The sequence below is a fragment of the Methylocaldum gracile genome (assembly GCF_053646815.1).
Map to the genome: position 1 here is coordinate 457,421 of NZ_CM132196.1, position 26,099 is coordinate 483,519.

Consider the following 26,099-nt stretch of genomic DNA (forward strand, 5'->3'; position numbering starts at 1 on the left):
AAATATGTCTTCCAATGCCAGCGCTCTGCCGGGCTATGTCCGCACTTTAAGGCGAACGTTTTTCTTCACTCTGGTAACCCTGACGGCCTTCGCGGCGCTTGCCATGATAACGAGCGCTTTCCTGCAGAACGGAATAACGCCGCAGGAGATCGTGCTGCTCATACTTTATACCTTGCTGATTCTGTGGATCAGCACCTCGTTTTGGACCGCTACGCTCGGATTCTGGTGCTTGCTTCGGGGTGGCGACAAGCGCTCGATTTCGAGACTGGTCCCGAATCCGGACATGACGTCCGACCAGGAGCCGGCGCTCACGGCGCTGGTGATGCCGATCTACAACGAGGATCCGGTGCGGGTATTCGCGGGACTGCGGGCGATTTATCAGTCGCTCCGCGAAACCGGGCGCGCGGACGAGTTCGAACTGTTCATCCTCAGCGATACGCGCGATCCCGATACCTGGATGCAGGAGGAGGTAAACTGGTATCGCATGTGCCGCGACTTCAATGCGCACGGCAAAATCTTTTACCGCAATCGCGAGAAGAACATCGCCCGCAAGAGCGGCAACATCGAGGATTTTTGCCGTCGCTGGGGCGGCCGTTACCGCTACATGATTGTCCTCGATGCTGACAGCCTCATGGCCGGTGAGACGCTGACGAAAATGGTGGATCTGATGGAGGCTCATCCCCGCGTCGCACTGATTCAATCACCGCCGCTGCCGGTAAATCATAAATCCTTGTTCGCCCGTATCCTCCAGTTCGCCAGCAGTTTGTACAGCGACATCTTCATTGCCGGGATCAATTTCTGGCAGCTCTCGGGTAGCAATTATTGGGGGCACAACGCGATTATCCGCGTGCAGCCCTTCGTTCGGCATTGCGGTTTGCCGAAGTTGCCGGGGCGGGAGCCATTCGGCGGCGAGATCTTGAGCCACGACTTCGTCGAGGCGACTTTGTTGCGCGAGGCCGGATGGGAAGTGTGGCTGGCGGCCGATCTCAAGGGCAGCTACGAGGAGCTGCCGCCGACGCTGATCGACTACGCCAAGCGCGATCGGCGTTGGTGCCAGGGGAATTTGCAACATTTGCGCATGGTGTTCGCCCGCGGCTTTTCTGGACTCAGCCGTTTGTATTTTCTGATGGGCATCATGTCCTATCTGTCCTCGCCGTTATGGTTGCTGTTTCTGGTTTTAACCGGCTTTGAGGCGTATGTGCAGAGCCAAACCATGCCGGTTTATTTTTTCGGCGACAATATTTTTCCGGTCTGGCCCGAGTCTTATGCGGTCGAGATGACGACGGTCTTGCTGGTGACGCTGGCCATGCTGTTTCTGCCGAAATTCTGGAGCTTTTTGCTGCTCCTGATGCGTCCCAGAATAATCAAGGGCTATGGCGGCGTGATACGCGCCGCTTTCAGCGTCTTTTTCGAAAGCGCATTTTCAGTGCTGACGGCGCCTGTGCTCATGCTGTATCAGAGCAAATTCGTCGTCGCCATTTTGCTGCGTCGCAGTGTCGGCTGGCCTCCGCAAAATCGCGGCGATCACCGTTTGAGCCTCAAGGAAGCCACTCTGGCTCACGGCGGGCAGACGCTGACCGGGTTGGGTGCCGGATGGCTGAGCTACGAGTATGTGCCTGACTTTTTCCTGTGGCTGATCCCCGTTCTGGCCGGGTTGGTCCTTGCCATACCCGTTTCGATTCTTTCCAGCAGCACGTCGGTGGGTTCGCTCGCCCGTAAACTCGGATTTTTCCTGACTCCGGAAGAGTATAAGGCGCCGCGTGTCGTCGAACTGCTCCACGAAAATCTTGCCCGTACCGAGCAAGCGGGTGCGCAAAATGAAGGCGAGTTGAACGTTGCCGATCCGGGAACGTATTCCCTCCACTTCGCTCTTTTGCCCGATCGTCCGGTGAAAAAGCGCCAGCGCCACCAGTTGCGCGCTTTGGTGTACCAATTGGTGGAAGAGGGGCCGGAAACGCTGTCCGCCGCCGACAAGCGTGCCTTGATTTCCGATCCGGAGACGCTGACTCGGTTGCACACCTTGGCTTGGAGCCGGAAGGACAAGGACACCCCTCAATTGTCCTGAGGAGCGACCGCCCATGAACGAGCGGTTGCGCTCATTGATCCTCCACCAAGAGGCCTTGAAGAACTGCGTGCGTTGCGCCGGGATGATCGGTCCGGTGGTGATGGGGCGCGCCGTGTTGTCGCCCGTGATCCTCATCGGCCAGGCGCCGGGCGGCAAGGAAGGGCAATTCGGAAAGCCGTTTGCGTGGACAGCGGGAAAAACCCTTTTCAAATGGTTTGCCGAGATAGGCATATCCGAAGACAATTTTCGCCGCAACGTCTACATGGCGGCCGTATGCCGCTGCTTTCCCGGCAAGAACCCGAAAGGCGGCGATCGGGTTCCGTCTCCGGAGGAGATCGATCGTTGCGCCGATTGGCTGAATGCCGAAATTCGGCTTATAAGACCCAAGCTCATTATTCCGGTCGGCAAGCTGGCGATCCGTCAAATTCTCGTCGCCGATAGACTGGATCAGGTGATCGGGCTTAGGCACGAGATTTGTCGAGAAAGTCTAGAGATAGACGTAATACCCTTGCCTCACCCGTCCGGGGCCTCCACCTGGCACCGCCGAGAACCCGGCAAAACCCTGCTGCATAATGCGTTAAGGCTAATTCGCGAGCATCCCGCTTGGGGTGAGGTCTGTCACGGCTCGAGCGACGGTGTTTTGACATAGCGCAAAAGTTATGCACAACGGATGAGTTGTTTTTCAGTGCTTTCGGTGCACCAGCGTCAGGTTTTTGACGTTTTTGGCAAGTTTTTGATTATTTGCATGTTTTGGCCCAAGAATAAAAATCGTCAAATTAAGGAAAGATCAGGACCTGCGGGGTTTCAAAAGTGTTTTAAGACTGCATTCCACAAACTTATCCACAGGTTCTGGGAAGTTCTTCTTTTTAAGGAGTGCGACAGAATGCTTATCAATAATCAATGGAAGATCTAACAAAGGAATTCCGATGCAAACAATCAACGCTCAGGTAAGGCCGGAAGGCACTCTGGAGGTTTTGTCCAAGCTGGAAGTGGCGAAGCTGCTCGATACCAGCCAGGGCGGTCTTCACGAGCTCTTCCGGCGTTGTTCGCTGGCGGTCCTGAATTGCGGCAGCGCTGTCGATGACACCAAGCTGGTGCTCGAGCAACATAAAGACTTTGACATTCGCGTATTGCAACAGCAGCGCGGTATCAAGCTGGAGGTGCTGAACGCGCCGGCCTCGGCTTTCGTCGACGGCGAGATGATCAAAGGCATACGGGAGCATCTGTTTTCGGTGCTTAGGGATATCGTTTTCACCGGATCGGAGATCGTATCGAATTCGGCGTTCAATCTGGGCAAGTCGGAAGATATCACCAGCGCCGTTTTTCACATTCTGCGCAACGCGGGCAGCCTGATCACGAATACCTCTCCGAACTTGGTCGTATGCTGGGGAGGCCATTCGATCAGCCGGGAAGAATACGATTACACCAAGGAGGTCGGCCATGAGCTGGGGTTGCGGGGGCTCAACGTCTGTACCGGCTGCGGCCCTGGAGCCATGAAGGGGCCGATGAAAGGCGCCACGATCGGCCATTCAAAACAACGTATCTACGAGGCCCGCTACGTGGGCATTTCGGAGCCGGGAATCATCGCCGCGGAGCCTCCGAATCCCATCGTCAACGAGCTGGTCATCATGCCTGATATCGAAAAACGCCTCGAAGCGTTCGTAAGGCTCGGGCATGGCATCGTCGTCTTCCCGGGCGGGGTCGGCACGGCCGAGGAGATTCTCCACCTCTTAGGGATTCTGCTTCACCCCGACAACAAGAATTTGCCTTTTCCGGTCATTTTGACGGGGCCTGCGGAGTGCGCCGGCTATTTCGAGCTTATCGACCGGTTTATGGTTTCGACGATCGGTCGAGACGTGCGCCGATGTTATCGGATCATCGTCGACGATCCCGCCGGCGTTGCCCGGGAAATGAAAGAGGGGATCAGCCTGGTGCGGGAATTCCGGAAACAGAACGGTGACGCCTACTATTTCAACTGGCTGCTGAAGATAGAGCAGCAGTTCCAGATCCCTTTCGTACCCTCGCATCAGAATATGGCTTCATTGGAATTGCATCGACAGCAGGAGCCTCACCATCTGGCAGCCAACCTGCGCCGAGCCTTTTCCGGAATCGTGGCTGGAAACGTGAAGGCGGAAGGCATACGAACCATCGAGGAGCATGGGCCTTTCGAGCTGCGGGGGGACGCGGAGGTCTTGAAGCCTCTGGATGAGTTGTTGGCGGCGTTCGTCGCACAGGGCCGCATGAAGCTTCCGGGCGTGCGTTACGAGCCGTGTTACCGGCTGGTAGCGTAAATTTTGAGGAAAAAACGATTTAAGAGGAGTTCGAGATGTTCATTGCCATGAATCGATTCAAGATTGCTTTAGGGAAAGAGAGCGAATTCATTGCAATCTGGCGGAATCGTGAAACCTACTTGCATGAAGTTCCGGGATTCCGTGAATTTCATCTGCTTCAAGGTCCGAGCAATGAGGACTTCACGCTGTTCGCTTCCCATTCGACGTGGGAGTCGAAAGAGGCTTTCGAAGCCTGGACGCGTTCGGAGGCATTTCGCAACGCTCATGCCAGCGCGGGCGGAAGCAAGGGGCTCTACCTCGGACCGCCTCAGTTCGAGGGTTTCGAGGTCGTCCTTTAAGCGATCGGTCGAGCCCTCATGGGATCTCTAAGTACATTCATGAAACTTTTACGGCATAGGAACCGATAATCGAGAGCACCAGCTGTGGAGAGCGGTTGTGACGGTCGAAGAACTCGCGGGCGGCTTGGAGCAAGGCGGCCACCGTCTCGAAGAGTTCGCAATGGGTCACTTCGCGGCGGAAATGGCGCCACAGCATCTCGATCGGGTTGAGCCAAGGGCTATAGGTCGGCAAGTACAGCAGGACCAGTCGCCCGGCGGCTCCGCGCACGACCGCTTCGATCTCGTCGTCTTGATGCGTGTCGGCATTGTCCCACGCGACGTAAATCGTCCCCGTGGGATGCTGGTCCACTATGGCTTGCAGCAGTTCGGCCACCTCCCGACGGCGCTTGTGTCGTTTGAATAAGACCACGGTTTCACCGGTATGGTAATTCACCGCTCCCAACCCATAGCGCTTCTTAGGCTGACCTGGGGTCGGAATCATAATTTGCTGGCCTACCGGGCTCCACAACGCCGTCAAGGTAGGCAGCCAACTGAGGTTAAACTCGTCGGCGTAGTAAAACACATCGCCCGGTTTCAAGTGATCACGGGTGTCTTCGACCGCTTTTTTTTCACCGCATAGTCTGGATCAGGGCTGCTGATCTTATGCTGCGGACGACTGAGCACAATCCCTTCGCGCTTCAAGGTTTGGCGCAGGGTTTCCAGAGCGATGCGAATCCCGGTTTGCTCGGCCAGGTAATCCACCAGCCGTTGCAGGGTCCATATGGAAAACGGCAGGTCCAAACTGCGCGGACGGCGCCGTACCGCCGCCACCAGGGCGGCCCGATACGCCGCCGTCACTTTGGCTTGCCGTCCCGCTCGCGGCGCATCTTTCAGCCCGTCCACGCCTTCGCTCTGATACCGTTTCAGCCACCGCACCACGGTGTCCTCGCTCTCCCGCACGATCCCCGCGATCTCCAGCGCTTTGAGACCCCGCTCGGCCGAGAGCAAGACCATCTGGGCACGAGTTCGGAGTCGTGGGTCCTTGGTCTTTCGATACAGGGTGTCTAACTCACTCTGTTGCGCTTTGCCCAACGGGGGGATCAGGATGGCTTTCATGCCACCAGTGTACGCCCTTTCCGCAGAACTTTATGGGATGTACTTAGAGCATTTTCCGGTTCGGCGTAGCGCTCCCAAGCTGCAGTAGGTCGGCAATCCTTTGCCGACACACGCGGTAGACGAGGGGCTTTGTCGGCAAAGGATTGCCGACCTACAAATTATTTTGGCCCGCATTTTGAGCAATCGGATCGCCGGATAATCCGGTACGGTGGGGCAAAGGAGTTATTTCGCCGCTTTCTGCACGATGCTGTCGATGCCTTTCTTGCGCAGGTAGGCCCTGATCTTGTCGGCATCGGCCAGAGTGGCGTACGGGCCGATTTTGACGCGGTACCAGGCCGAATTATCGATCTCGATCATTTCGATCTTGGCCTTGATCTTGATCTTGGCCAGGTCGCCCTTCAGTTGCTCGGCATTCTGTAGATTGTCGAAAGATCCTGCCTGCACCAGATAAAGCGCTGCGGTGGGTTTGCTTCCCTGGCTTTCTTCCCGCTTGATCGTTTTAATCTCGCTTTCAGGAATGATGACTTCCTTTTCGGGGAGGATCTTATAAAAAGTAAACCGGGGCTCGCGCGACTTGATCGGTTGCGGTTTCTGCTCGGGTTTTTGGGCGGCTGTTTTCTTGCCCTCGGTGTTTTGTTTCCTTTCCTGCTGGGGCTGACTCTTTTTTTCGGCTTCCGGAACCGCAGCAGCGGCTTGAGGCGCCGGCGCGGGTATGGACACGGGTTCCGGGGCCTTTGGAGGGGCCTCGCTATCGGCACCTGAGAAAACGTACACAACGAGCCCGATCGCACCAGCAATGCCGACCGCCGCTAGGCCCCAACGTCTCGGAATTTGGAGCTGGCGTTTTCGGTATCCCGGAATCCGGTGCTTATAGTCCTTGGACATGCCTTTACATTGCTTCGGGTGCGGAAACGTCCAGCAGGCTTAAACCGTTGCCGATCACCTGTCTCACCGCGGCAATCAAATTGAGCCGGGCATCCCGTAACGCGGCATCCTCCACCAGGAACTGGTGGGCGTTGTAATAAGTGTGGAATTCGTACGCCAGCTCGCGCAGATAATGCACCAGATGATGAGGCTCGTGCTGAACGGCCGATTGTTCCACAACCTCGGTATAGCGGGACAGCGTGTTGATTAATGCCAACTCGTGCGTTTCCGTCAATAGGTCCAGACGATTCATGCCGCCGGCGAGGTCGCGTTTCCAGCCTTTTTCGTCCAACTGCCTAAACACGCTGCAAATCCGCGCGTGAGCGTATTGCACGTAATAAACCGGATTTTCGTTGGTCCTCGAGGTGGCCAGCTTCAGGTCGAAATCCATATGCTGGTCGGATTTTCGCATGACATAGAAGAACCGGGCCGCGTCTTTGCCCACTTCGTTGCGAAGCTGCCGGAGCGTTACGAATTCTCCGGAGCGGGTGGACATCTGGACTTTTTCTTCCCCGCGATATAACACCGCGAACTGGACCAGCAGCACGTGGAGCCGTTCCGGGGCGCCCCCCAATGCCTTGATGGCGGCCTTGACGCGGGGAATGTAGCCGTGATGATCGGCGCCCCAGATGTTGATGATTTGATCGAAGCCGCGCTCCAGCTTGTTCAAATGATAAGCGATGTCGGATGCGAAATAGGTCATCTGACCGTTTTCTCGAACCACCACCCGGTCCTTTTCGTCCCCCAGCCGGCTCGAAGCGAACCAGGTTGCCCCGTCTTTTTCGTAGAGATAGCCCGCTTCTTGAAGCTTTTCCAGCGCACGCTCGATGGCGCCGGTATCGGCCAGGCTGCGTTCCGAAAACCACTCGTCGTAATGAACCCCGAACTCCTCCAGATCCTGGCGAATGTCGTCGAGGATGCTGTCGAGGCCGGCGTCGAACACGATTCGGTAATCGTCGGCGCCGAGCAGCGACTTGGCCCTTGCCACCAGCGCATCGATATGAACTTCCTTATCGCCGCCCTGGGGCTCGTCCGGTGGAATGTCCGCCATGACTTCGGCGGTCGGGCGCCGGTATTTCTCCCCGACTCGCTTGTGCAGATCCCAGGCAATCGTCCGAACGTATTCGCCGCGATAACCGTTGCTCGGGAAGGTCAGCACCTCGCCGCATTCTTCCAGGTAGCGGAGCCACACGCTGGCGGCCAGAATATCCATCTGCCGGCCGGCATCATTGACGTAGTACTCCCGGTGTACCTCGAATCCGGCGGCAGCAAGCAGGTTCGCCACCACGGCGCCGTAGGCCGCGCCGCGCCCGTGTCCCACATGCAAGGGGCCGGTCGGATTGGCCGAGACGAATTCCACCTGAACTTTGCGGCCGGCGCCGACGGCGGTCTTGCCGAACTCGTGCCCGGCTTCGTGAATATCGGCGACGATTCGATGTTGAGCCTTGGGATCGATGAAGAAATTGATGAATCCGGGGCCTGCGACCTCCAGCTTGGCGACGATGCCGTCATGGGGCAGTGCCGCCACGATTTTTTCCGCCAACTGTCGGGGATTGCATTTGGCGGCCTTTGCCAGGGTCATTGCGAGATTGGAGGCGAAATCGCCGTGCTGCGCATCGCGCGCACGCTCCACCATAATGGTCGGATCGATATCGGGAGGTAGCTCGCCATTCGCTTTCAATGCGGAAACGGCGCCATGCAGCAGATTCTCCAGACGTTTTTTCATGCGGGGAATGGTTAGGACGGGAAAAATGAGCGGCTATTATCCTAAAATCGCGGACGTGCTTGCAACGCAGCGACTGCCAAGGGCCTGTGAATGCCGCATGGTCGCCTTCCTGTCGCTCGTCTTCCTGGCTCAGCCCCAAACGCCGTTCGTCCCGAATGGTTTTTCGGAACTATGTATTTCTACTTATAGGCCGGTTGCGGCCGGTCCGATTAATCTGCGGGCAAGTTGATCGCCCTTGCAGTCCGCTGCAGCACATCCGGAGGAGTGGCATGAATGCCGATCTGGTGCAGGCATCGAATCTTTGGCCGTTCATCGCTTATATCGCGGCGATCATGGTCGTAATCGCGGCGATGTTGGTGATCCCCCGTTTTCTTGCCCGGCCCAGTCGCGGACGCGCGACCGGCGAGCCTTTTGAATCCGGCGTCGTGCCAGTAGGCGATATTCATGTGCGCCTCACCATACGGTTTTATCCGGTCGCCATCTTTTTCGTGATCTTCGACCTGGAAGCCGTTTTTATCCTCGCTTGGGCCGTCGCCTTTCGCGAGGCCGGGTGGATCGGGTACATCGAAATGCTGGTGTTCATCGGCATTTTGCTGGCCGCTCTGGTTTATCTCTGGCGGATCGGCGCTCTGGATTGGCGTACCGAGCGGCAGAAATTGCAGGATGCCCGACTACAAATTTAAGGGGAGTACGGGATGGAGTGGACTCTTACCAAAGCCGATTCCGACCCAGCGCCCCGCCCCGGCGAGCGCGTCAGCGAGGAAGCCATGCGCCGCAACCTGCTCATGGCGAAGTTGGAGGACCTGATCGCCTGGGGTCGAGCGAATTCCGTCTGGCCTTTCAATTTCGGGCTTTCCTGTTGCTACGTCGAAATGGCCACCGCTTTCACGAGCCGTTACGATATCGCCCGCTTCGGTTCCGAGGTGATCCGGGCAAGCCCGCGGCAAGCGGACCTGATCGTGATTTCCGGCACGGTCTTCATGAAAATGGCTCCGGTCATCAAGCGTCTCTACGAGCAGTTGCTGGAGCCGCGCTGGGTGATTTCCATGGGGTCGTGCGCCAATTCGGGCGGGATGTACGATGTTTACAGTGTGGTTCAGGGTGTGGACAAATTTTTGCCGGTCGACGTGTATGTGCCGGGCTGCCCGCCGCGTCCGGACGCCTTGCTCGAAGGTCTGATCCTGCTGCAGGAGTCGATCGGAAAAGAGAGACGGCCCCTAGGCTGGACGGTCGGCGAAGGCGGTGTTCAGAAAGCGCCGATCAAAAGCTTCCGAGACCTCAAGACTCCGGAGCGCATGAGGGCCACCGAGTTGCGCAGTCCGGATCGCCTTTAAGGTATTTAGGATGACTTTTACCACGACGGCAGGCAGCGCGACAACGACGGAAAGGCCGAAGACCGGCGCTATCGTCGGCGAACTCCGGCGCCGTTTCGGGGATGACGAATTTACCGTTCAATCCACCTATGACGGCATTCCAACCCTTTGGGTAAGCAAGGACCGTTTCGTCGATTGTCTGACTTATCTGAAGCGCGAGACCGAGCGGCCATACCCCATGCTGTTCGATCTCACCGCGGTGGACGAGCGCCTGCGCCAATACCGGGATGGGCTCCCGGCCAGCGAATTCACGCTGGTCTATCATCTTTTGTCTTTCGATCGGAACGAGGATATCCGTCTCAAGGTCGCCTTGGCCAATGGCGGTTTGAGCGTGCCGAGCATCGCCTCGCTTTGGCCCAACGCCAACTGGTACGAGCGCGAAGTCTACGACATGTTCGGGATTCGCTTCGAAGGCCATCCGAATCTCCGCCGTATCCTGATGCCGCCCACCTGGAAAGGGTATCCGCTGCGCAAGGACCATCCGGCGCGGGCCACCGAGATGGGGCGGTTCTCGTTGCCCGAGCAAAAGCAGGAGGCGGAGCAGGAGGCCTTGCGGTTTGTGCCCGAGGAATGGGGCATGAAACGGCAGAAGAACAGCAGCGATTTTCTGTTTCTCAATCTCGGCCCTAACCACCCCAGCGTGCACGGGGTATTCCGCATCGCCCTGCAGCTCGACGGCGAGGAAATAGTCGATGCCGTGCCGGATATCGGCTATCACCATCGTGCCGCGGAAAAGATGGGCGAACGCCAGTCCTGGCATACCTACATCCCTTATACCGACCGGGTGGATTATCTCGGCGGCTCGCTGAACAACCTGCCTTACGTCATGGCGCTGGAACAAATGGCCGGCATCGAGGTGCCGCCCAGGGCGCAGACAATCCGGGTGATGATCTCGGAGTTTTACCGGATCAACAATCACCTCTTGTTTTACGGCACCTTCGCACAGGACGTCGGACAACTATCGCCGGTTTTCTACATGTTCGTCGATCGCGAGAGGGTCTTCGAAATCATCGAAGCCATTACCGGTGGGCGCATGCACTCCAGCTTTTTTCGCATCGGCGGCACGGCGATGGATTTGCCCGAGGGCTGGGACAAGAAGGTGCGGGAATTCGTCGACTATTTTCCGAAACGGCTGGCGCACTACGACAAGATGGTGCTGGCGAACAGCATCCTCAAGCGGCGCACCCAGGGCATCGGCGTTTACGACACGAAAGAGGCGATCGACTGGGGCGCTACCGGACCGGGGTTAAGGGCCACAGGTCTCGCCTGGGACTACCGCAAGGCGCGTCCCTATTCCGGCTACGAAAATTTCGAATTCGAGGTCCCGTCGGGGAAAAACGGGGACTGCTACGACCGGTGCCTGGTGCGGGTCGAAGAAATGCGGCAGAGCTTAAGAATCATCGAGCAATGCCTGAACAACATGCCATCGGGCCCCTACAAGGCGTTTCATCCGTTGACGACTCCACCGCCGAAAGCGCGGACCATGCACGACATCGAGACGCTGATCCAGCACTTTCTGAACGTCAGCTGGGGGCCGGTAATCCCGGCCGGGGAGGGCTCCGCCTGCGTGGAAGGGACCAAGGGGCTGTATCGCTATTACCTGACGAGCGACGGCAACACGACGTCCTACCGTACCCGCGTCCGTACCGCCTCGTTCCCCCATCTTCAGATGATTCCACTGATGTCGCGCGGCCTCATGATCGCCGATCTCATCGCGATCCTCGGGAGTATCGATTTCGTGATGTCGGATGTGGATAGGTGAGGGGGATATGACGTTTCTAAATGGCTTGTTTGCGGAGGTTGAGGATGTCGGTCTAGCCAGCGGGTTTGGGGTAGTGGCAGCTGGTGCTGCCGGTGATTTTAGATGCGGGTCTCGCCCCGCGGGCGAGTTACTTTTGCAAACCCCATCCATGGGGTTTGCCCTTTGGGCCCGCCTTCGGCGGTCCAAACTCGCTCCCGGCGAGTTTGTCTTTGCTTGCCCAAAGACAAATTTGTCGGGAACAAATTTGGACGCGCGAAGTGCGCCCGAAGGATTTGCGCCAGGACAGGCGCAAATCCAAAGTAACCAAAAGAAACGGCGCCCGAGCGGCATGCTTTTCCTGCGCTTCTCGCTTTGGCGCTGGGGCGACAGAAGGAGCTTCCCTGCTCCTCTGTCGCCGCGCGTCTTCCTGACGCGCCCCTTCGGGCATTCCAGCGCCAAAGCTTGCGATGCTCGGGCATGCCGCACGGGACAAAAATAGCAATATCCCGTATGACGCACCTGAGCATCGCAGTCCTGGACCGGAAAAGCCCGAAGGGGTGCGCAAAGGATTGCGCACGTGTCCCGAGGGACATGGAAGTCCCTTCGGGACGCCCCGCGGCCAGGACGAGAAGCGCAGGAAAAGTGCGTCATCCGGGCGGCGTTTTCTTTGGTTACTTTCTTTTGGCCGAACAAAAGAAAGTAACCCGCGTGCGGGGCGGTTCCCCGCATCAAAAAATGATTTTTCGGGTTCTCTTATGAACGAAGCCCGCATCTTGAGCGAACAGGAAACCGCCGAAATCCTCGCGGCCGCGGGTCATTATCCCGATAAATCCGCCGCCTCCGTCGAGGCGCTCAAGATCGTGCAGAAATATCGCGGCTGGGTGTCGGATGAAGCGTTGAAAACCGTTGCCGGGCTCTTGGAGATGTCGCCGGACGAACTGGATGGGGTGGCGACGTTTTACAACCTGATCTTTCGAAGGCCGGTCGGCGAGAACGTCATTCTTTGTTGCGACAGCGTGAGCTGCTGGATGCTGGGGGCCGATAGAATCCGTGGGCATCTATCCGAAAGGCTGGGCATCGGCTTGGGCGAAACCACGACGGACGGACGTTACACGCTGCTGCCGATCGTCTGTCTCGGCGCATGCGATCGCGCGCCGGTGCTGATGGTCGGCGAAGAGCTTTACGAAGACGTGGACGAATCGAAAATCGATGAGCTATTAAAAAGGAACGGCCAGACATGGACAGACCGCTGACGCAGAACATCAAGCCCGATCTCTCGCCGGTGACGCTGGACGATTACCGCCGCGCCGGTGGCTATGAGGGCTTGGCCAAAGCCTTGAAAGAAATGGCGCCTGCGGACGTGATCGGGGCGGTCAAGGATTCCGGGTTGCGCGGGCGCGGCGGTGCCGGGTTTCCCACCGGCGTCAAGTGGAGCCTGGTGCCGCAGGGCGAGTCGGCGGAGCAGAAATATGTGGTGGTGAACGCCGACGAAATGGAGCCGGGCACTTTCAAGGATCGCCTGCTGATGGAGGCCGACCCGCACCAGCTCATAGAAGGCGTGGTCATCGCCGCCTATGCCGTGCAGGCCGATACGGCCTATATCTTTCTCCGGGGCGAATACCATCTTTCCGCGAGCCGGCTTGAGCAAGCCTTGGGGGAAGCGCGTAGCGCCGCCTATCTCGGCAAAAACATTCTGGGCTCGGACTTCGATCTGGAGATACATCTTCATACCAGCGCGGGGCGCTACATCTGCGGCGAAGAGACCGCGCTCCTGAATTCGCTCGAAGGCAAGCGCGCAATACCGCGCGCCAAGCCGCCGTTTCCCCAGATCAGCGGACTGTGGGGCCGTCCGACGGTCGTCAACAATGTCGAGACCTTTTGCAACGTGCCCCATATCATCCGCAACGGCGTGGACTGGTACCGGGGATTGGGCCGGGGCGAGGATGCCGGCACCAAGCTGTTCGGCGCGAGCGGTCGGGTCAAGAAGCCGGGGTTGTGGGAACTGCCCATGGGCACGCCGATCCGGGTACTGATCGAGGAATGCGCCGGCGGCATGCAGGAGGGGTATACGCTGCGAGGGTTCCTGCCCGGCGGCGCATCCACGGATTTTCTGCTGCCCGAGCACTTGGATCTGCCCATGGATTTCGACGCGATGATGAAAGCCGGCAGCCGGCTCGGCACCGGCACCATGATCGTGCTGGACGATCAGACCTGTCCGGTGCGAATGGTGCTCAACCTGGAGCGGTTTTTCGCGCAGGAATCCTGCGGTTGGTGTACCCCCTGTCGGGATGGGCTGCCTTGGGTCGTCGAACTCCTCGAAGGCCTTTTGGCCGGACGTGGCCGGCCGGAGGACCTGGACCAACTCGAACAGCTCGCGCGCCTGATGGGACCCGGCAATACCTTTTGCGCGCTCGCGCCCGGGGCCGCCGAGCCGTTACAGAGCGCATTGAAATATTTCCGGGCCGATTTCGAACGCTATTTGAAACCGGCATCGACTGCAAGGGTGGCCTGATAGGATTCAATCCATGGCAAAAATCACGGTAGACGGCCAGACCTACGACGTAAAAGCGGGAGACAATCTGCTCAAGACCTGCTTGTCGTTGAGGCTAGATTTGCCGTACTTCTGCTGGCATCCGGCCCTCGGGTCCGTGGGCGCCTGCCGGCAATGCGCGGTCGTGCAGTACAAGGACGAGAGCGACGCCCAGGGGCGGCTGGTCATGGCCTGCATGACCCCGGTGACCGAGGGCCTCCGCGTGTCCCTCGAAGCTCCTCAGGCACGGGAGTTCCGCGCCGGAGTCATCGAGTTCCTGATGACCAATCATCCTCACGATTGTCCGGTGTGCGAGGAGGGCGGCGAGTGCCATCTCCAGGACATGACGGTCATGACCGGGCATACCTTTCGTCGCTATCGCGGCTTGAAGCGCACCCACCGAAACCAGTATCTGGGACCGTTCATCAATCACGAGATGAACCGCTGCATCGCCTGTTACCGCTGCGTTAGGGTTTACCGCGACTACGCCGGAGGCAAGGACCTCGACGTGTTTGCATCCCGCAACAACGTCTATTTCGGGCGCTTCGAGGACGGCGTTCTGGAAAACGAGTTCAGCGGCAATCTGGTCGAGGTCTGTCCCACCGGAGTTTTCACCGATCGGACGTTCAGCCAGCATTACGTCCGGAAGTGGGATCTACAGCATGCGCCCTCGATTTGCGTGCACTGCGGGGTGGGATGCAATACCAGCCCCGGCGAACGCTACGGAACGCTTAGGCGCATCGTCAATCGCTATAACGGAGAGGTGAACGGCTATTTTCTCTGCGATCGGGGCCGCTTCGGCTATGGATTCGTCAATAGCGAGCGGCGCATACGCCAGCCGATGCTTCGCGGAGAGCCGGTCTCCGGGGAGACCGCGCTGGCCCATTTTCAAGGCTTGCTGGGCGGTCACACGATCGGAATCGGCTCTCCCCGCGCCTCGTTGGAAGTCAACTTCGCCCTGCGGGAACTGGTCGGCGCCGAGCATTTTTACGCCGGTTTTGCCCAGGGGGAGGCATCGCTGGCAGCGGCCATACTGGACGTGCTGAGACATTGGCCGGTCCATAATCCGTCGCTGCGGGAGGTGGAGCAGGCGGACGCCGTCTTGATCCTGGGCGAAGACGTGGCGAATACCGCGCCGCGTGTGGCGCTCGCGTTGCGCCAGGCGGTTCGGAACCGCGCTTTCGAACGCGCCGACCGGCTCAAGATACCGCGCTGGCAAGATGCCGCCGTAAGAGAGGCGGCTCAAGGCGAGAAGAGCCCGCTGTTCGTCGTAGCGCCTAACGCTACCCGGCTGGACGACATAGCGGAAGCGATCTGCCGGGGAACGCCGGAAGACATCGCGCGGCTGGGCCTGGCTATCGCCAACCGGATCGATGCCAGCGCGCCGGCGGTGGCCGACCTTTCCCAAGAGGACGAACATCTGGCGGAACTCATCGGCGATACCCTCACTGCCGCGGCGCATCCGCTCATCGTCTCGGGCACCGGTTGCGGCAGTCTCTCCGTGGTCCGGGCGGCGGCCAATATCGCCTTAGCCTTGAGCAACCGGCGAGAAGGAAGGGCTGTCGATCTGTGCTATGTCGTGCCGGAATGCAATACGCTCGGATTGGCGATGATGGACGAGCGCAGCGTCAAGGACGCCTTCGCCGCGGCGAAGACCCGAGACTTGAACACCGTGATCGTGCTGGAGAACGATCTTTACCGGCGGGCGGACGCCGGGGCCGTGGACAGCTTTTTCAACGGCACGCGGCATGTGGTGGTGATCGATCATATTCGCCACGGCACCGCGGCCAAGGCCCAATTGCTTCTTCCGGGAAGCACGTTTGCGGAAACCGAGGGCACTCTGGTCAGCCTCGAGGGGCGGGCGCAACGTTTTTATTCCGTCATGCCGGGCAGCGGCGAAATCCGCGACAGCTGGCGCTGGCTGGCCGATGCCGCAGCGAAACGCTGGTCGAACATCGATGCGCTTACCGCCGCTTGTGCCGCGGCTCTGCCGGAATTCGGGCCGATCCGGAACGCCGCTCCGCCGGCGGGTTTTCGTGTCGAGGGCGAAAAGGTCCCGCGCGAACCCCATCGCTATAGCGGACGGACCGCGATGTTTGCAAACCGGGAAATCCATGAACCCAAGCCGCCCGACGACCCCGATTCGGCTTTGGCGTTTTCCATGGAAGGCGCAAGTGTCGACGTGCCGCCGGCATTATTGCCATTCGTCTGGGCGCCAGGTTGGAATTCGCATCAGCAGGCCGTCAACAAATTTCAGGACGAGGTGGGCGGGGCTTTGCGAGGCGGCGATCCCGGGGTGAGGCTTTTCGAGTCGCCGGAAACGGCGGAGCCCCGCTGGTTCGACGAAGTGCCCTACCGTCTACGCGACGAAGCCCGTTGGCGGGCCATCCCGCTTTACCACGTTTTCGGCAGCGAGGAGCTGAGCGCGCTATCGCCGCCATTGGCGGAGCGGGTGCCGGCAGCCTATGCCGCGCTGCACCCGGAGGATGCGGAAAGACTCGGCGTCGGCGAGACCCTGGCGGTGCGGCTGAACGAGCGCGTCGTGCGTTTGCCGCTGAGGCTGGAATCGTCCTTGCCGAGAGGCGCCGTGGGCATCTCCGCCGGCCTTGCCGGTCTGTTCCGTAGCGATCTTCCGGCATGGATCGCCATCGAAAAAGAAGGGGAGAGGCCATGACGCTGGGGTCGCCGTTCGATATCGCCGGCATTCTCGGGGCGTTGATCACCGTGGCGGCGCTCTTGATCTGGGTCGAACGCCGGCTGCTCGCCATCTGGCAAGACCGTCTGGGCCCCAATCGCGTGGGACCTCTGGGACTGTTCCAGGTCGTCGCCGATATGCTCAAGATCCTGAGCAAGGAAGACTGGATTCCGCCCTTCGCCGACAAACCGGTATTCGTGCTCGCTCCGGTCGTGATCATGGGATGCATGCTGGCCGCTTTCGCGGTGATTCCGATCGCGCCGGACATCGGAATCATCGATTTCGACTTCGATTTGCTTTATGTGCTGGCGGTCCTGGCGCTGTCGGTGTACAGCGTGGTTCTGGCCGGTTATGCGTCCAACAGCAAATACTCGCTGATCGGTTCCCTGAGGGCTACGGCGCAGGCCATCAGTTACGAGGTATTTCTGGCGATGTCCGCGTTGGGGGTCGTCATGCTGGCCGGAACCTTCGATTTGCGCGCCATCGTGGAAGCGCAAAGGGACGGATGGTTCGTGGTGCCGCAATTTCTGGGATTCATCCTGTTCTTTATCGGGGTTCTCGCGGAAACTCACCGCACCCCGTTCGATCTGCCGGAAGCGGAAAACGAGCTGGTGGCCGGCTATCACACCGAATATTCCGGCATGAAGTTCGGCATGTTCTTCGTCGGCGAGTACATCGGCGTTACCCTCGGGGCGGCCCTGATCGTCACTCTGTTCTTCGGCGGCTGGTTGGGGCCGGTCTTGCCGCCCCTGGCTTGGTTCACGATCAAGACCGCCGTCTTTATCCTGCTGTTCATTCTGGTGCGCGGTTCCCTGCCGAGACCGCGCTATGACCAGCTCATGTCGTTCGGGTGGCTGGTGATGCTGCCGCTGTCGTTCCTGAATTTACTGGTTACCGGAGCCGTCATCCTATGGCGATAGGGCATCGGAGGAACGAAAAGCTGGCTTCGCCTGTATCACCCATGGCTGTGGGTGAGCCGTCATGTTGAAGGACTTCTTGACTCAGTTCCAGACGCTATGGACTGTGTTCCAGCATACGTTCACCAAGGCGGACACCGTGCAATATCCCGAGGAGAAGCCGGCCCTGGCCCCGCGCTATCGCGGACGAATCGTGCTGACCCGCGACCCCGACGGGGAGGAACGCTGCGTGGCCTGCAACCTGTGTGCGGTGGCATGTCCCGTGGACTGCATCGCCCTGCAGAAGACCCAGGACGAATACGGCCGCTGGTATCCGGAGTTCTTCCGCATCAACTTTTCCCGCTGTATCTACTGCGGGTTTTGCGAGGAGGCCTGTCCGACCTACGCCATTCAATTGACGCCGGACATGGAGATGAGCGAGTACGACCGCCGCAACATGGTTTATGAGAAGGAGCATCTTTTGATCGACGGGACCGGCAAATATCACGATTACAACTTCTACCGCGTCGCCGGGAAAAGCGTGGCCGGAAAGGATAAGGGCGAGGCCGAGAACGAGGCGCCGCCGGTGGACGTCCGGAGTCTGTTGCCTTAGGAGAACGACCCCATGCTGTATGTCCTGTTTTATTCCTCCGCCTTGATCAGCGTGATTTCCACGCTGCTGGTGATCGTTTCGCTCAACGCGGTGCACGCCCTGTTGTACGTGATTTTGTCCCTGCTGGCTTCGGGCGTCGTGTTCTTTCTCATGGGGGCGTACTATGGAGCGATGCTCCAGATCATCGTTCACATCGGGGCGATCATGATGCTGTTCCTGTTCGTGGTGATGATGCTGAATCTGGGGCGTCGAACCCTGGAGCAGGAGAGAAAGTGGCTGCCGCCTGCCGCGTGGCGGTGGCCGTCCGCGATGGCGGCGGTGCTGCTGACCGAGCTGATCTTCGTCCTGATGCAGGAAGAGCGGGCCGCGCTCGGCCATATCGTCGCATCCAAGGAGGTGGGTATTCGGCTGCTCGGACCTTATGTGCTGGCAGTGGAATTGGCGTCCATGCTTCTCCTGGCCGGATTGGTCGGGGCTTATCACTTGACCCGGCAGGAGGTGAAGAAATGAACGGAACCATTCCCGAGGCACACGGACTGCTGTTGGCGGCCGTCCTTTTCGCGCTGGGGCTCACCGGCGTTCTGGTGCGGCGCAACCTGATCTTCATGCTGATCTCCCTGGAAATCATGCTGAATTCGACGGGGCTCGCTTTCATCGTCGCCGGCTCGCGCTGGAATCAGGCGGACGGGCAAATCATGTTCCTGCTGGTGCTTGCGATGGCGGCGGCGGAAGTAGGCGTGGCCATGGGCTTGGTGACGCAGATTTATCATCGGTTCGAGACCTTGGATGTGGACGCTTTGAGCCGGATGAAAGGTTGAGTGCCGCTGCCGTGAAACCGATCGGCTGGATGGATCAAAAACATCGACGCCGTGAAGGGGTCGGATTTTAGAAGATTTTTCACCGCCATCTTGCGACATGGTATAGGAAACGCCGCCCTACACCCCGCAAAATGGAGGCCGAAAGAGTTGTAGGTCGGCAATCCTTTGCCGACAAATCCTGCGTCGGCAAAGGATTGCCGACCTACAGCAGCTTCGGGCGTACACCACATTGGTACATGCGCTCGCAAGGAAACCGAGGGACGGGGGCATTCCCCTGAAAAGCGATAGAAGCAGGACAACCCTTTAACTAACAAGGAGAAATACGGGTGCTGAACTACTTGGGTCTTATTCCGCTTTTCCCATTGATCGGTTTTCTGATTCTGGTGGCGAGTCAGGGGAATATGCCGAGGCGCTGGGTGCCCTGGATCGGCGCCGGATCCGTCGGGTTGTCGGCGGTGCTCGCGGCGCTGGTCGGCATCGAGTTCTTGAGCGGCTCGCTCGAACCCTACCGTCAGACGCTGTGGACCTGGATGCGAGTGGGCCATTTCGCATCCGGCTTCTCGCTTTATCTCGACGCCTTGTCGCTGAACATGATGTTCGTGGTGACCGGCGTCGGATTTCTCATCCATGTCTACTCGGTCGGCTTCATGGCGGACGATGCCGGCTACGCCCGTTTCTTCGCGTACATGAATCTTTTCGTATTCGCCATGCTAGTCCTGGTTTTGGCGGACAACCTGGTGCTGTTGTACCTGGGCTGGGAGGGCGTCGGTCTGTGCAGCTATCTTCTGATCGGCTTCTGGTACGAGAATCCGGAGAACGGCGCGGCGGCCCGGAAGGCTTTCGTGATGACGAGGGTAGGCGATACGGCGATGGCGATAGGCCTGTTTCTTCTGTTCGCGCGGCTCGGCACCCTGGATATTCAAGCACTCTTGAACAGAGCCTCCGCGGCCTGGCCGGTCGGCTCCGGTATGGCCGCGCTCGCCGCCCTGCTGCTATTGGGCGGCGCGGTCGGCAAGTCGGCCCAATTGCCGCTGCAAACCTGGCTGCCCGACGCCATGGCCGGTCCGACGCCGATCAGCGCCCTGATCCACGCCGCGACCATGGTGACCGCCGGGGTTTATCTGATCGCCCGCACCCACACCCTGTTCGAACTGGCGCCCGCAGTGCTGCAATTGGTCGCCGCGGTCGGTGCCGTCACCCTGCTGATCGCGGGTTTCACCGCGCTGACCCAGCGCGATATCAAGCGGATTCTGGCGTACTCCACCATCAGCCAGATCGGTTACATGTTTCTGGCGCTGGGGGTGACCGCGTTCTCGTCGGCGATTTTTCATCTGACGACCCACGCCTATTTCAAGGCGCTCCTGTTCCTCGCCGCCGGAGCGGTGATTCACAGCTATCACCACGAACACGACATCTTCCGCATGGGAGGACTCAGAAAACGGCTGCCGATCGCGTTTTGGAGCTTCGTCATCGGCAGCGCCGCCCTGACCGCTCTGCCGTTCACCTCGGGCTATTTCAGCAAGCACGAGATCCTGGCTTCCGCCTTCCATGCGGAGAACGGCTTCTGGTTCTGGGCTGCCGGAACGCTAGGGGCGCTGTTGACCGGCATCTACAGCTTTCGGCTGGTGTTCATCGCCTTTTTCGGCCCGGAAAACGAGCGGGCTTCGGAGCATCTCGGGTTCGCCATGAGTGTCCCGCTCATCCTGCTGGGCGCACTGGCCTTGCTGGGCGGATTTGTTTCCATGCCGCTGGGTTCGGTGTTTCCGAGATCCGAACCGGGCGAGTTGGGATTGATCGCCGGCATCTTCACCGATCTGGCGCCGCTCGTCGGTGTGGGTATCGCGGTTCTCCTCTATCTGCTCCGAACCTACCCGGTCGAAGCCCTGACGGAAACCCGATGGGGCGATATGCTGCACCGCTTCTGGTTTAGCGGCTGGGGATTCGATTGGCTGTACGGAAAGCTGCTGGTCAACCCGTTCCGCTGGCTGGCCGCCGTCAATAGCAGCGATATCGCGGACGATATCTACCGGGGGATCGCGGCCGCCAGCCAGTATGCGCATCGCGCGTTCGCCGCCACCCAAACCGGACAATTGCGCTGGTATGTCGCCGCTTTCACGGGGGGAACCGTGTTGGCCATCGCGCTGGGGATTTTGTCGTGATGCTCGCAGCGCTGATTCTGGTGCTGGCGGTCGGCGGCCTGCTCGCCTGGCAGGCGGAGCGCTACGGTGCGAACGCCCCCCGCTGGATCGCCCTCATGACGTTGATAGTGGACGGGGCGTTGCTGATCCCTTATTTCGCCGGCGGCTTTCCCGAAGCCGGCGTTTGGCTGGACGATATCCGCCTGCACTGGATACCCCGCTTCGGCATCAGCTTTCATCTCGGACTGGACGGCGTCAGTCTGTTGCTGGTCGCCTTGACGGTTTTTCTCGGTCTCATGGCCGTGGCGGCGTCCTGGACCGAGATCAGGGAGCGGGTGGGGTTTTTCCACTTCAATCTCCTGTGGACGCTGGCCGGCGTGCTAGGCGTGTTCCTCGCGCTGGATCTGTTTCTATTCTTCGTGTTCTGGGAAATCATGATCGTACCCATGTATTTCCTGATCGCGCTGTGGGGACACGAGAACCGGGCTTACGCGGCGATCAAGTTCTTTTTGTTCACCCAGGTCTCGGGACTCTTGATGTTGCTGGCCATGGTGGTTCTGGTGATCATCCATCAACGAGATGCCGGCGTTTATACCTTCGACTACTTCGACCTCTTGCAGACGAGTCTCGAGCTCAATACCGCCTGGTGGCTGATGCTGGGATTCTTCATCGCCTTCACCGTAAAACTGCCGGGCGTGCCGTTCCATACCTGGCTGCCGGACGCGCACACCCAGGCGCCGACCGGGGGCAGCGTCATTCTGGCGGGGGTGATGCTGAAAACCGGCGCCTACGGCTTGCTGCGTTTCGTGATCCCGCTGTTTCCCGAAACCGTTGCCGATTTTTCCCCCATCGCGATGGGATTGGGCGTGGCCGGCATTCTTTATGGCGGCATGCTCGCTTTCGCGCAGTCGGACATGAAGCGACTGGTCGCTTACAGCAGCGTCAGCCACATGGGATTCGTGCTGGTCGGGCTGTTTGCCTGGAATGCGCTGGCGCTGCAAGGAGTGGTGATTACCTTGCTGGCCCACGGCATTTCGTCGGCCGCCCTGTTCGTCCTGGCCGGCGCGGTGCAGGAGCGCGTCCATACCCGCGACATGAATCGGATGGGCGGGTTATGGACCGACGTGCCGCGCATGGCGGCCATCGGATTGTTCTTTTCCGTGGCTGCGCTCGGCATGCCGGGGCTCGGCAATTTCATCGGCGAGTTCCTGGTGCTGCTGGGCGCTTACCGGGTGGATGCCGCCATGACGGCAGCCGCGGCCTTGGGTTTGATCATAGCGCCGGTTTATTCGCTGATCCTGATTCAACGGGCTTTCCACGGCGAAACGCGGGAGATTCATCGAATCCGCGATTTCGGCGCGCGCGAATTGGCCCTGATGGGTTTTCTGATCGTGGCGACGGTTTGGATCGGGATGTATCCGCAGTCCATGCTGGACGTCTCCGATACGTGGCTGAAGAATAGTTTGAGAGGCTGGGGAGAGGGCGTCGCCCAACAGAATGATTCGCAACCGCCGGGCGAGCGTTTGGCGGATCGGGGAGAGCCATGATCACCGCAACCGATCTTCTCGCGCTTTTGCCTTTGATCGCGCTGTCGGCCGTGGCGGTGATCGTGATGCTGGCCATCGCCGTACACCGCAATCATCGTCTCGCCTTCCTCCTGACGGTCGCCGGCATTCTGATCTCGCTGATCACGGTCCCGCTGGTTTCGGATCTCGTGCCGAGGCTGATCACGCCGCTCGTGCTGGTGGATCGCTACGCCCTGGTCTTTACCGTCATGGCCTACGCCGCGGGCCTGGTCGCGGCGGTGCTGTGCTGGGAGTATTTCCGCGTTCGCGAGGGCCACCAGGAAGAAGTATATCTGCTGATTCTGACGGCGCTGCTGGGTGCCGGAGTTCTGGCGGCCGCCCATCATTTTGCGTCGTTCTTCCTGGGGCTCGAGATCCTCAGCGTGTCGCTGTTCGCGCTCATCGCCTATCCGCTGCGCGAAATCCGGGCGTTGGAAGCGGGCATCAAATATCTCGTGCTGTCCGGCGTAGCCTCGGCCTTCCTGCTGTTCGGCATGGCCTTGGTCTACGCCGAGACGGGCACCATGGAGTTCGCGGTCTTGGGCGGGAGGCCCGGAACCTTTCCTTCCGTCATCGGAACCATTCTGATCCTGGTGGCCGTGGGTTTCAAACTATCGCTGGTGCCCTTTCATCTGTGGACCGCCGACGTCTATCAAGGGGCGCCGGCGCCGATCACGGCCCTGCTCGCCACGGTTTCCAAGGGCTCGGTTTTTATCCTGCTGCTGCGCTACGGACTGGAAAGCGGCGTTTTTCGCGTTCCGGTGGTGAGCGTACTTCTGGCCTTGATCGCCGTGGTTTCCATGCTGGTGGGCAATTTTCTCGCCTTGCGGCAGAACAATGTCAAGCGCATTCTGGCCTATTCCTCGATAGGTCACATGGGCTATCTGCTGGTGGCGCCGGTCGCGGCGAACGTCGTCGGCGGAAACTTGGCGGCCGAGGCGCTGCTGGTTTATCTCGCCGCTTATTTCGCCATGACGCTGGCGGCATTCGGCGTGGTGACGGTGATGAGTCCGGCCGATCGCGAAGCGGAGGAATTGGACGATTATACCGGCCTGTTCTGGACTCGTCCCTGGCTCGCGACCGTGTTCAGCGTGGCGCTCCTCTCTCTGGCCGGCATACCGCTGACCGCCGGATTCATCGGCAAGTTCTATTTGTTCACCGCCGGAAGTCATGGGGCGCTCTGGATGTTGCTGGGCGCGCTCATCATCGGCAGTGGACTGGGGCTCTACTATTACATCCGCATCGTCTTTCAAATGGCCCAAGCGCCCGCCGCGCTGCAAGCGAGACCGAAGGCCCGGCCGGTCGGGGCGCATCTGGTATTGGCGATATTGCTTCTCCTGATCTTCGGCCTGGGCGTTTATCCGGCCCCCTTCATCGATCTGCTGCATCCGGAGATCAACGTTCCGAAGCAAAGCGCCGCGCAGCAGTAGGTCGGCAATCCTTTCCAATCGCAAACGGTCATCCGGGGAGCGCCCGAATGACCCTTCCAATCGCAAACGGCGTCTCCGGGAGCGCCAGAGCTGCCCTTCCGACAAAGCCCTTCGCCAACTCGGTGTGTCGGCAAAGGATTGCCGACCTACGAATTTCCCGATCCTCGCCGCTGAACGGCGGTGAAAAACACTCTAACAGGCCATTTGCAGTCAATCCTTCCGTGCGAGTGGAAACTGCTCCAAGAACCCTTCGCCAAAAATAATCCAATCCTCATCTGATTTTAATTTTTCCCTCGGCAGTTCGCTCATCTTGCTCCCGTAGGCTAATGCTCGAAGGCTGTCTCTGTCTCCGTACTCGGCAGCCTTCTCGATGTCGCGAGGAATAACAAGAGGTTCACGAACATGCCACTCGGTTTTGGAATCGTATTCAGAGGACTTTACAAACAGTATGGGCACACAGTGATCGTGTTGTTGAGATTTCTGGACATCGCGATGCTGCTGGCCGCTGCTTGGGTCGCCTTTTATTTCTGGCATCAGAAGCCGGTCATCGATCAGGACCATAGGGTCGTGATCGCTCTCGGCATTCTGGGAGCCATCATTTTCTTCGAGATCGGGCAGATTTATCGCCCGTGGCGTAACGACGCGATGCGGGGGGAACTGGTCCGCATTCTGCGAGCCTGGCTATTCACCTTGATCTCGGTCGTATCCATCGTCGCCCTGGTCCGCTTGCATGTGTGGCTTGGTTCCAGCTATCGCTGGATCGCGACCTGGGGCGTGCTGGGCTTTCTGTTCGTCGTTCTCTCGCGAGCGGTGCTTTCGCGCGTGCTCCGGATATTGCGCGCCCGCGGCTGGCAGCAAGGCCGGATCGTGATGGTCGGGCTGAACGAGATGGCGATCGCCGCGAGCCGGCAGTTGAACGAATCGCCGTGGGCCGGTTTGCAGGTGATCGGTTATGTCGACGACCGCGCCAATCCCAGAGGGCTGGCCGCCGATGTTTCCCTGCCTCGGCTCGGCGGGCTCAAGGATCTGGCGTCTCTCGTGACGCGCGAAGCCATCGACGAAGTCTGGGTCGCGTTTCCGTTCAAGGGCGAGTCGCGCGCGGAGCAGGTGCTTCACGAACTGCGTCATTTGCCGGTCAGCATCCGGCTGGTGATCGACTGCTTCGCTTTCAAGATGAGCAAGTTCCTGAATCTGAACGAAGTCGCCGGCATCCCGACGCTCGATATTTCGGTGTCGCCCCTGCACGGCATCAACCGCTACATCAAGGAAATCGAAGACCGTCTGTTGGCGCTGATCCTCCTGATTCTGGCGAGCCCCGTGATGCTGCTCATCGCCGTCGGGGTGAAGCTCAGCTCGCCGGGGCCGGTGTTCTATCGCCAGGAGCGGGTGGGCTGGAACAATCGCTCGTTCGTCATGCTGAAGTTCCGGTCCATGCCGGTGAACGCGGAGTCGAAAACCGGTCCGGTCTGGGCCAAGCCCGGCGAAAACCGCGCCACGCCGTTCGGGGCCTTCCTGCGCAAGAGCAGCCTGGACGAACTGCCGCAGCTCATCAACGTGCTCAAGGGCGACATGTCTCTGGTGGGCCCGCGGCCCGAGCGCCCGGATTTCGTGGAGGTGTTCAAGGATCAGGTGCCGAACTACATGAAGAAGCACATGGTGAAGGCCGGCATCACCGGCTGGGCGCAAGTGAACGGCTGGCGCGGCGACACCGACCTGAACAAGCGCATCGAGCACGATCTTTATTACATCCAGAACTGGTCGGTCTGGTTCGATCTGGAGATCGCCATGAGAACCGTCGTGTCCGGCTTCGTCAACAAGAACGCCTATTGATGTGGGCCTTGCGGGAAAGGGGTAAGCATCC

Annotated in this window: 22 protein-coding genes; 18 read left to right on the forward strand and 4 right to left on the reverse strand. The window is 59.5% G+C overall.

The features are described 5' to 3' along the window. The first annotated feature begins 4 nt into the window (after positions 1 to 4). The 4 genes from mdoH (at position 5) to ACWJJK_RS02025 (ending at position 4,694) form a co-directional block, all read left to right on the forward strand. Positions 5 to 2,065 carry a glucans biosynthesis glucosyltransferase MdoH gene (gene mdoH / locus ACWJJK_RS02010; RefSeq protein WP_454128608.1) on the forward strand — a complete coding sequence of 687 codons (2,061 nt, stop codon included), beginning with the start codon at positions 5 to 7 and terminating at the stop codon, positions 2,063 to 2,065. 13 nt (positions 2,066 to 2,078) lie between these two features. Next, a complete protein-coding gene (locus ACWJJK_RS02015) occupies positions 2,079 to 2,714 on the forward strand; it encodes a uracil-DNA glycosylase family protein (RefSeq protein ID WP_454128609.1) in 636 nt (211 codons plus the stop codon). Positions 2,715 to 2,991: 277 nt separating this feature from the next. Then, positions 2,992 to 4,356 (forward strand): nucleotide 5'-monophosphate nucleosidase PpnN, encoded by a 1,365-nt coding sequence (gene ppnN / locus ACWJJK_RS02020; protein ID WP_086133656.1) that lies wholly within the window; start codon positions 2,992 to 2,994, stop codon positions 4,354 to 4,356. Positions 4,357 to 4,391: 35 nt separating this feature from the next. Next, complete coding sequence (locus ACWJJK_RS02025; protein ID WP_086133655.1) at positions 4,392 to 4,694, forward strand: antibiotic biosynthesis monooxygenase family protein; 303 nt, start codon at positions 4,392 to 4,394, stop codon at positions 4,692 to 4,694. A 37-nt stretch (positions 4,695 to 4,731) separates the two neighbouring features. Here ACWJJK_RS02025 and ACWJJK_RS02030 read toward each other — a convergent pair whose 3' ends face one another. The 4 genes from ACWJJK_RS02030 to argS form a co-directional block, all read right to left on the reverse strand. Beyond that, the gene (locus ACWJJK_RS02030) at positions 4,732 to 5,271 is read right to left on the reverse strand and encodes an IS630 family transposase (RefSeq protein WP_156881976.1); all 540 of its coding nucleotides are present in this window, start codon (positions 5,269 to 5,271) and stop codon (positions 4,732 to 4,734) included. After that, the gene (locus ACWJJK_RS02035; protein ID WP_156882070.1) at positions 5,268 to 5,789 is read right to left on the reverse strand and encodes a helix-turn-helix domain-containing protein; all 522 of its coding nucleotides are present in this window, start codon (positions 5,787 to 5,789) and stop codon (positions 5,268 to 5,270) included. Before ACWJJK_RS02035 ends, ACWJJK_RS02030 begins: the two co-directional genes overlap by 4 nt. Positions 5,790 to 6,011: 222 nt before the next feature. Beyond that, complete coding sequence (locus tag ACWJJK_RS02040) at positions 6,012 to 6,509, reverse strand: SPOR domain-containing protein (RefSeq protein ID WP_240502602.1); 498 nt, start codon at positions 6,507 to 6,509, stop codon at positions 6,012 to 6,014. 169 nt (positions 6,510 to 6,678) lie between these two features. Further along, entirely contained in the window at positions 6,679 to 8,439 is a 1,761-nt protein-coding gene (gene argS / locus ACWJJK_RS02045) for an arginine--tRNA ligase (protein ID WP_086133654.1), read from the reverse strand. Positions 8,440 to 8,708: 269 nt separating this feature from the next. Here argS and ndhC point away from each other — a divergent pair, with 269 nt between their 5' ends. From ndhC to ACWJJK_RS02115, 14 genes are all read left to right on the forward strand, one after another. Continuing rightward, a complete protein-coding gene (gene ndhC / locus ACWJJK_RS02050; protein ID WP_077731742.1) occupies positions 8,709 to 9,122 on the forward strand; it encodes an NADH-quinone oxidoreductase subunit A in 414 nt (137 codons plus the stop codon). A 12-nt stretch (positions 9,123 to 9,134) separates the two neighbouring features. Continuing rightward, positions 9,135 to 9,773, forward strand: a complete 639-nt coding sequence (locus ACWJJK_RS02055) for an NADH-quinone oxidoreductase subunit B (RefSeq protein ID WP_077731741.1) — start codon at positions 9,135 to 9,137, stop codon at positions 9,771 to 9,773. A 10-nt stretch (positions 9,774 to 9,783) separates the two neighbouring features. Beyond that, positions 9,784 to 11,574, forward strand: coding sequence for an NADH-quinone oxidoreductase subunit C/D (gene nuoC, locus ACWJJK_RS02060; protein ID WP_086133653.1), 1,791 nt, complete (start codon positions 9,784 to 9,786; stop codon positions 11,572 to 11,574). Between the two features lie 734 nt (positions 11,575 to 12,308). After that, a complete protein-coding gene (gene nuoE, locus ACWJJK_RS02065; protein ID WP_086133652.1) occupies positions 12,309 to 12,806 on the forward strand; it encodes an NADH-quinone oxidoreductase subunit NuoE in 498 nt (165 codons plus the stop codon). After that, complete coding sequence (gene nuoF / locus ACWJJK_RS02070; RefSeq protein WP_077731737.1) at positions 12,791 to 14,065, forward strand: NADH-quinone oxidoreductase subunit NuoF; 1,275 nt, start codon at positions 12,791 to 12,793, stop codon at positions 14,063 to 14,065. Before nuoE ends, nuoF begins: the two co-directional genes overlap by 16 nt. 13 nt (positions 14,066 to 14,078) lie before the next feature. Further along, a complete protein-coding gene (gene nuoG, locus ACWJJK_RS02075; RefSeq protein WP_077731736.1) occupies positions 14,079 to 16,757 on the forward strand; it encodes an NADH-quinone oxidoreductase subunit NuoG in 2,679 nt (892 codons plus the stop codon). Beyond that, a complete protein-coding gene (nuoH, locus tag ACWJJK_RS02080; protein ID WP_077731735.1) occupies positions 16,754 to 17,698 on the forward strand; it encodes an NADH-quinone oxidoreductase subunit NuoH in 945 nt (314 codons plus the stop codon). The genes nuoG and nuoH overlap by 4 nt, the downstream gene beginning before the upstream one ends. A 61-nt stretch (positions 17,699 to 17,759) precedes the next feature. After that, positions 17,760 to 18,287 carry an NADH-quinone oxidoreductase subunit NuoI gene (nuoI, locus tag ACWJJK_RS02085; protein ID WP_077731734.1) on the forward strand — a complete coding sequence of 176 codons (528 nt, stop codon included), beginning with the start codon at positions 17,760 to 17,762 and terminating at the stop codon, positions 18,285 to 18,287. A gap of 12 nt (positions 18,288 to 18,299) precedes the next feature. Continuing rightward, entirely contained in the window at positions 18,300 to 18,797 is a 498-nt protein-coding gene (nuoJ, locus tag ACWJJK_RS02090; protein ID WP_077731733.1) for an NADH-quinone oxidoreductase subunit J, read from the forward strand. Further along, a complete protein-coding gene (gene nuoK / locus ACWJJK_RS02095; protein WP_077731732.1) occupies positions 18,794 to 19,105 on the forward strand; it encodes an NADH-quinone oxidoreductase subunit NuoK in 312 nt (103 codons plus the stop codon). Before nuoJ ends, nuoK begins: the two co-directional genes overlap by 4 nt. Before the next feature lie 326 nt (positions 19,106 to 19,431). Beyond that, on the forward strand, positions 19,432 to 21,264 hold the full coding sequence (gene nuoL, locus ACWJJK_RS02100) for an NADH-quinone oxidoreductase subunit L (protein ID WP_077731731.1): 1,833 nt from the start codon (positions 19,432 to 19,434) through the stop codon (positions 21,262 to 21,264). Then, positions 21,264 to 22,790, forward strand: coding sequence for an NADH-quinone oxidoreductase subunit M (gene nuoM, locus ACWJJK_RS02105; RefSeq protein WP_156880843.1), 1,527 nt, complete (start codon positions 21,264 to 21,266; stop codon positions 22,788 to 22,790). Before nuoL ends, nuoM begins: the two co-directional genes overlap by 1 nt. Next, on the forward strand, positions 22,787 to 24,238 hold the full coding sequence (locus tag ACWJJK_RS02110; RefSeq protein WP_156880784.1) for an NADH-quinone oxidoreductase subunit N: 1,452 nt from the start codon (positions 22,787 to 22,789) through the stop codon (positions 24,236 to 24,238). Before nuoM ends, ACWJJK_RS02110 begins: the two co-directional genes overlap by 4 nt. 402 nt (positions 24,239 to 24,640) lie before the next feature. Then, positions 24,641 to 26,068: an undecaprenyl-phosphate glucose phosphotransferase gene (locus ACWJJK_RS02115; protein WP_454128610.1), complete on the forward strand. Its 1,428-nt coding sequence runs from the start codon at positions 24,641 to 24,643 to the stop codon at positions 26,066 to 26,068. Positions 26,069 to 26,099 lie beyond the last annotated feature (31 nt).